Origin of the sequence: Psychrobacter cibarius (assembly GCF_016107535.1) — a bacterium.
Taxonomy (GTDB): domain Bacteria; phylum Pseudomonadota; class Gammaproteobacteria; order Pseudomonadales; family Moraxellaceae; genus Psychrobacter; species Psychrobacter cibarius.
Genome location: NZ_JABASQ010000012.1, coordinates 71,794 through 78,389 on the forward strand (window position 1 = coordinate 71,794; position 6,596 = coordinate 78,389).

At 42.6% G+C, this 6,596-nt stretch carries 6 protein-coding genes; 1 reads left to right on the plus strand and 5 read right to left on the minus strand.

The features are described 5' to 3' along the window. Positions 1-40: 40 nt before the first annotated feature. From JFC08_RS08605 to JFC08_RS08620, 4 genes are all read right to left on the minus strand, one after another. Positions 41-718 carry a type 1 glutamine amidotransferase domain-containing protein gene (locus JFC08_RS08605; RefSeq protein ID WP_045446333.1) on the minus strand — a complete coding sequence of 226 codons (678 nt, stop codon included), beginning with the start codon at positions 716-718 and terminating at the stop codon, positions 41-43. A 219-nt stretch (positions 719-937) separates the two neighbouring features. Next, positions 938-1,987, minus strand: a complete 1,050-nt coding sequence (locus tag JFC08_RS08610; protein ID WP_198330426.1) for an NADP-dependent oxidoreductase — start codon at positions 1,985-1,987, stop codon at positions 938-940. Positions 1,988-2,143: 156 nt separating this feature from the next. Continuing rightward, on the minus strand, positions 2,144-3,364 hold the full coding sequence (locus JFC08_RS08615) for an iron-containing alcohol dehydrogenase (RefSeq protein ID WP_198330427.1): 1,221 nt from the start codon (positions 3,362-3,364) through the stop codon (positions 2,144-2,146). 208 nt (positions 3,365-3,572) lie between these two features. Continuing rightward, entirely contained in the window at positions 3,573-4,175 is a 603-nt protein-coding gene (locus JFC08_RS08620) for a TetR/AcrR family transcriptional regulator (protein WP_193008827.1), read from the minus strand. Between the two features lie 406 nt (positions 4,176-4,581). On the opposite strand from JFC08_RS08620, the gene JFC08_RS08625 reads away from it, so the two are divergent. After that, complete coding sequence (locus tag JFC08_RS08625) at positions 4,582-6,072, plus strand: aldehyde dehydrogenase family protein (protein WP_193008828.1); 1,491 nt, start codon at positions 4,582-4,584, stop codon at positions 6,070-6,072. A 94-nt stretch (positions 6,073-6,166) separates the two neighbouring features. On the opposite strand, the gene JFC08_RS08630 is transcribed toward JFC08_RS08625, so the two are convergent. Further along, positions 6,167-6,397, minus strand: coding sequence for a hypothetical protein (locus tag JFC08_RS08630; RefSeq protein WP_045454282.1), 231 nt, complete (start codon positions 6,395-6,397; stop codon positions 6,167-6,169). Positions 6,398-6,596: the final 199 nt, after the last annotated feature.

The following is a 6,596-nucleotide window of genomic DNA, read 5'->3' on the forward strand; positions in this document are numbered from 1 at the left end:
GCCTTTTTGCATGGTCTATTATATTAACGTTAAAAAGATATTAACCTTTCAGCTTAGTGATTAAGCGCTTGGCAGCTTCCTCTGATGACGCTGGGTTTTGCCCAGTAATCAGCAAGCCATCTTCGACCACAAATGATTCCCAATCAGCGGCTTTTTCATAGTTACCACCATTGGCTTTTAGTGCATCTTCTACTAAGAATGGCACGACATCTGTGAGACCAACGGCGTCTTCTTCTGAATTGGTAAAGCCAGTCACTGTTTTGCCTTTGACTAAATACTCACCGTCAATTTTGACATTTTTAAGAGCGGCTGGAGAATGACAAACAAAGGCGACAGGTTTGTCTTGTTTGACAAACGTCTCAATTAAATTGATCGAATTTTTATCAACTGCCAAGTCCCATAGTGGACCATGACCGCCTGGATAAAAGACTGAATCAAAATCTTCAGCGTTCATATCAGCCAGTTTTTCAGTATTGGCAAGATGCTTTTGAGCATCGCTGTCTTCTTTAAAACGCTTGGTATCTTTCGTTTGCGTGTCTTCGGTATCGCTGCTCGGATCAAGCGGTGGCTGACCGCCAGCAGGAGAAGCAAGTGTCACATTGACACCCGCATCGATAAAAGCATAATAAGGCGCGGCAAACTCTTCTAGCCAAAAGCCCGTTTTTTTACCAGTATCGCCCAACTTATCATGTGAGGTTAGTACCATTAAAATATTCATAGTCGTCCTTATTTATTATTGATGTTGTTCTTAAATCATGGGTTGTTAGCAGTCATGCTTAATTAATCATCTGTAATCAATATGAGTATTTGCAATGACTGCTAGCGGTATTCATAGAACAGTATTCATGGTTGAGAGGTCATTTTCAGTGGTTGTCTTAGCAAGTTATGTTGTTAAGTCGTTATTTGCGATTCAACCAACTGATAACCATTGGTTCTGTTATTCAACCTCAGAAACTTTAACCACTGTTTTACCGAAGTTATCGCCATTTAGCATGCGAACAAAGGCATTTGGTGCATCGTCTAAGCCTTCAGCGATATATTCTTTGGTTTTAACATCGCCTGACTCGACCCATTTGCTCATGGTTTTTAAGAATTCTGGGAAGTGATCGCCATATTCTTCAAAAATAATAAAACCTTTGATGGTGAGACGACGGCTTAGAATGTTGCCCATTAATACGCCTAGACGATCTTTACCATCAGGCAGCTCAGTGGCGTTGTATTGCGAGACCAGACCACAGACTGGGATACGTGCATGCGCATTTAATAATGGCATAACGGCATCAAATACTTTGCCACCGACGTTTTCGTAATAGATATCGATGCCATCTGGGCAAGCCGCTTTTAATTGCTCGGCAAAGTCATCCGCTTTATGGTCAATACAGACATCAAAGCCTAGCTCATTGACAGCAAAGTCACATTTTTCCTTGCCACCAGCCACACCAACGGTACGTAAGCCATATTGGTTGCCAACTTGACCTACCGTTGCACCAACGGGCCCCGTTGCGGCAGCGACGACCAAAGTTTCTCCTTTTTGCGGCTTACCGATGTCGGTCAAACCCATGTAACCGGTAAAGCCTGGCATACCTAGTACGCCTAAACCATAAGATGGATTTGACATGTTTTTGTCAAGCTTTAAGACGCCTTCGCCATCACTGACGCTATAGTCTTGCCAGCCTGAGTTTGAGACCACTAAGTCACCCACAGCAAATTTGTCGATATTGGATTCAACGACTTGGGCAACCGTGCCACCCATCATGACATCACCCACTTCTAGCGGATCAGCATAGCTTTTTGCATCGCTCATACGTCCACGCATGTATGGATCTAAGGATAAGTAAACGGTACGCAGCAGCATTTCATTGTTATTTGGCGATGGGATATCGCTGGTTACCATATCAAAGTTTTCAGCTTTTGGCTCACCTATTGGACGACTTGCCAATTTAATTTGACGGTTTGTTTTTTGATTTTGTTGTTTATCAAAGCTCATTATCAGATTCCTTTTCTATTTATTGATTTTAAGATTCTATTGATTTTAATATTTACTGGTTTTGATATTTAATGGTGAATGGAGTAGTTACTCAGTGCTGAGCAACTACTATAAATAGCATAACAATATGTGTTTCTTATTACGGTGGTGTTTTTATTAAGCAGCTTTGCTACTAATAGCACGTTGTAGAATACGACGTGACACTTCTAAATCATTGTTGCTGTGCTCACCTAACTGAACCATGTTGTGCGCTTCAAGCTGCTTGATAATTGGATCAATAGCTGACTCATCAAGTTCTGCATCTTCTAAACTGACGGGCAAGCCAAGGTCACGGAAGAAGTTTTCGGTACGGACAATAGCCGCTTCAATGACAGCGTCTTCGTCTTGATGAGTATCATCGAGCGTAATATTCCAGACATTATGTGCATATTGAAGTAGTTTCTCTTTTTTGCTGTCTTTCAACTCGCGCATTACTGAGGGTAATAAAATGGTTAGGGTGCGGGCATGATCGATGCTGTGTAACGAGGTTAGCTCATGACCGATCATATGTGTCGTCCAGTCTTGCGGTACGCCTGCACCGATTAGACCATTGAGTGCCATGGTCGCTGTCCACATAATATTCTTACGAGTTTCTAAGTTTTCTGGATCTTGTTTAACGATACGACCTTCATCAATGAGGATTTTCAGCAAGCTCTCAGCAAAGGCATCTTGCACTTTTGCATTGACTGGATACGTTAGGTACTGTTCCATGACATGGACAAAGGCATCCGCAACACCATTCATCACTTGACGCTCAGGTAATGTCAGTGTTTTGATTGGATCTAATATTGAGAATTTAGGGAAGGCAAGTGCGTTGCCAAATGGTAGCTTAGCTTGACGTTCACTATAATTGATGACGCCGCCTGAGTTCATCTCAGAGCCAGTGGCTGGAATGGTCAAAACAGCACCCAAATCGATGGCAGAATCAATGTCTCTGCAATAGCTGGTTAGTGCATTCCATGCTTGTTCGCGTGAGACAGTCGTGCCATCTTCTTCAGTAAGTGACGATACCAATGCCACAAATTTGCTACCATCAATGACTGAGCCGCCACCGACCGCTAGCAAAAAGTCAATATTGTGCTCATTGACCATGTCTGCAGCTTTTAAAAGAGTCGTGAATTCTGGATTGGCTTCAATACCACCAAATTCGAATACGGTACGTGTACCGCTCGCAGCCAAGGCTTCTTTTACTTCGTCTAGCGTACCTGTGCGCTGTGCCGAACCGCCACCATAAGTGATAAGTACACGGGCATCAGTCGGTACCAATTCCGATAGTTGTTTGATTTGACCTTCACCAAAGACGATACGTACTGGATTGTAATATTGGAAGTTATTCATAGTATTCCTAAAATCATTAAATATTTGTGTTGGACGTATTGGGTGCAAAAATCTCAGTGGCAAATTAGCCTTTCGTTTTTACAACTGTGGGCATTGTACATTAAATAGACCAGTCGTCTAGTAATTTTTACAAAACTCTCTTATAACTCAATTTTTTGCTTTAGATATAGGGAAGTATAAATGGCTAAAAAGCGTTTAACGCACGAAATTAGCGTCCCAATTGAGAAGTAGTCATCTGCCATACTTCTGCAAGCGGTGTATTGGTTTGGCTAATCTTGGCGATTAAACTGGCACCAAGCCAAGCAAAATACCAACGTTTGGCCATGCTCTCGGCCGCGATATTGTCAGGTTGTGGTACAGAGTCATCCGCCCAGCCTGCTTTGATTTGTTCGGCAAGCCAACTGATGGTCTGCTGATAACCAGCATTCAGTGCGATGCGCATAGGTTCAGACAGATCTGCAACCTCAGCGCTGAGCTTAACCACCAAGCACTTTTCATGATCACAGCCATTTTGCTGGGTGTCATACCAGCTTTGAAAGTAATCATAAATCTTTTGCTGAGCATTAACTTTTTGACGACCAATGGCGTCTAAGCGTATCTTATAGTCAGTGAAATAATGACTGATGATAGCTTCACCGAACGCTTCCTTTGAGGCAAAATAATGGTAAAAAGAGCCTTTAGGAATACCGGCTGTGTCTAGTATTTGTTTGATACCGACGGCAGTAAAACCTTTTTTGGAAATCAGTTGATAGCCTGTTTCTAACAGATGCGTTTTGGTATCTGGTGGGATTGTGGTTGAGGCCGCAGACATAATGGTAATGTCCTCCTATATTTTTTATGAATGTATTTCAGAGATAAGGTATGGCGAATAATGCTACTTAGCGCGCTATTAACAATTATTCATGATACTTTCTATGGGTCGATGCAGATTTTTATCGTTGCTTATAATGAGTGCTTATTGTCAGGGTTGATATGGTCACGTTACGTTTTTTCAACAATACTTGCTGACAAAATACGCTTATTTGTATGAGGTCTATGGTAGCATTAGACCAGTCGTCTAGCAAGTTTCGTTTTGATGTGCTTAATCAAATGTCGCGAGCGCAGGCTATTTAATATAAATAACTGTGTTAAGGGTTATTTTTTATCTGCCTCAATTTGCTAGCCATACTGTTTTATTGACAACCAACATAACATCCATAAAATAAATGAGAAGAATTATGTTAACTGATACCGATAATACCAAAGCCAATGCCTATAATGATTTCCACCTCCAGTACATTGCAGGGGAATGGCAAAGCGGTCAAGATGATAGCGTCAATACCAACACCAACCCCTACAATGGCGATACACTTGTAAAGATTCAGCAGGCGACAGAAGCACAGCTTAATGAAGCTTATCAAGCAGCAAGTGCGGCACAAAAAGAGTGGGCACAGCAAACGCCAGCGACACGAGCAGGTGTACTATATAAAGTGGTTGAGATTTTAGATCAGCGCCAAGATGAAATCGTCGATTGGCTCATTAAAGAGTCGGGCAGTACCCGTGTTAAAGCCATGGTGGAGTTTGCTGCTACCCGCGGCATTACCCTTGAGGCTGCGACTTTCCCCAGTCGTGTACATGGCGAGATTCGTCCATCTAACACCCCTGGCAAAGAAAACTTTGTTTACCGTGAGCCCATCGGTGTCGTCGCTGTCATTAGTCCGTGGAACTTTCCATTACATTTGACCCAACGTTCTATTGCACCAGCCTTAGCACTTGGTAACGCTGTGGTACTCAAGCCTGCGAGTGATACTCCAGTGACTGGTGGTTTGCTGCTAGCAAAAGTATTCGAAGAAGCAGGTTTGCCAAAAGGCTTGCTCAACGTGGTGGTTGGCTCAGGCAAAGAGATAGGAGATGCGATCGTTGAACACAAAACCCCAAGCTTTGTATCATTTACTGGCTCTACTTCAGTCGGTAAGCGCATTGGCGAGTTGGCTAATGGCGGCGACTACATTAAACAAGTAGCGCTTGAGTTGGGTGGTAACAGTCCATTTGTGGTACTAAAAGACGCTGATATTGAGCAAGCGGTCAAAGCAGCCGCCTTTGGGAAGTTCTTACATCAAGGTCAAATCTGTATTGCTATCAATCGTATTATCGTTGAAGACGAGATTTATGATGACTTTGTTGAGCGTTTCTTGGCACACGTTAAAACGTTAAATGTCGGCGATCCGAGCAAACAAGACACGGCGGTTGGTCCGATTATTAACAAAAAACAAGTCGAATCGTTGAAAGAGAAAATCGCTAATGCGCAGCAAGAAGGTGCAAAAATGATACTAAGTGGTGAGATTAAAGGACAAGTTGTACCGCCGCATATCTTTACTGAAGTGACGCGCGAGATGGATTTGTCACGTAATGAGGTATTTGGACCATTGGTCGGTATCATTCGTGCCAAAGATGAAGATGATGCGTTATCGATCGCCAATGACTCAATGTTTGGTCTGTCGAGTGCGGTATTTACAAAAGATATGGCAAAAGGCATACGCTTTGCTCGCGGTATCAGAGCAGGCATGACACATATTAATGATATTTCAGTCAATGATGAAAGTAACTTACCATTCGGTGGCGAGAAAAACTCAGGTATTGGTCGTTTTAACGGTGAGTGGGTGCTAGAAGAGTTTACTAGAACGCACTGGATATCTATGCAACATGAGCCACGCGAGTATCCGTTTTAAGCGATGTATATTTTCAATGCTCTAAATTGAAGTTTTAATAATAAAAAAGCCTGCAAATAAGCGGGCTTTTTTTATGGGAACGTTGAAAGTGTGATTATTTAAGGTGAAAGCCTAGCAAGTCTTGTATCTCCTCGACGGTCATATGTCTAACGAGCGCCTGATCTTCTACCGACAGGCGATTGGTGTGTTCTTTTATCATAGTATGGATACTACGAGCGACCTCAGAGGTGCTAGCATAATACATTTGCGGCTCTTCTTTGGTGAGTTTCATCAAAAACTTATCGATGATTTTGCGCTTTTCATGGGAAGCGTGTTCTTGAGTCATGACATTCTCCTAGTTATAAACCATCTAAGCAGTCAGCTCAGTGATAGTCAATGCTTATGGCTAGTATAACGCAGATAACAACGAGGATAGCGACTTAAGTTGAACGGGTAACACGCTCTATACTGTGTGTCACATTCTAAAATATTATCATCTAGCGCCGTAAAACCACGTCCTTCTAGGGCGTGGATATCAGGCGTCA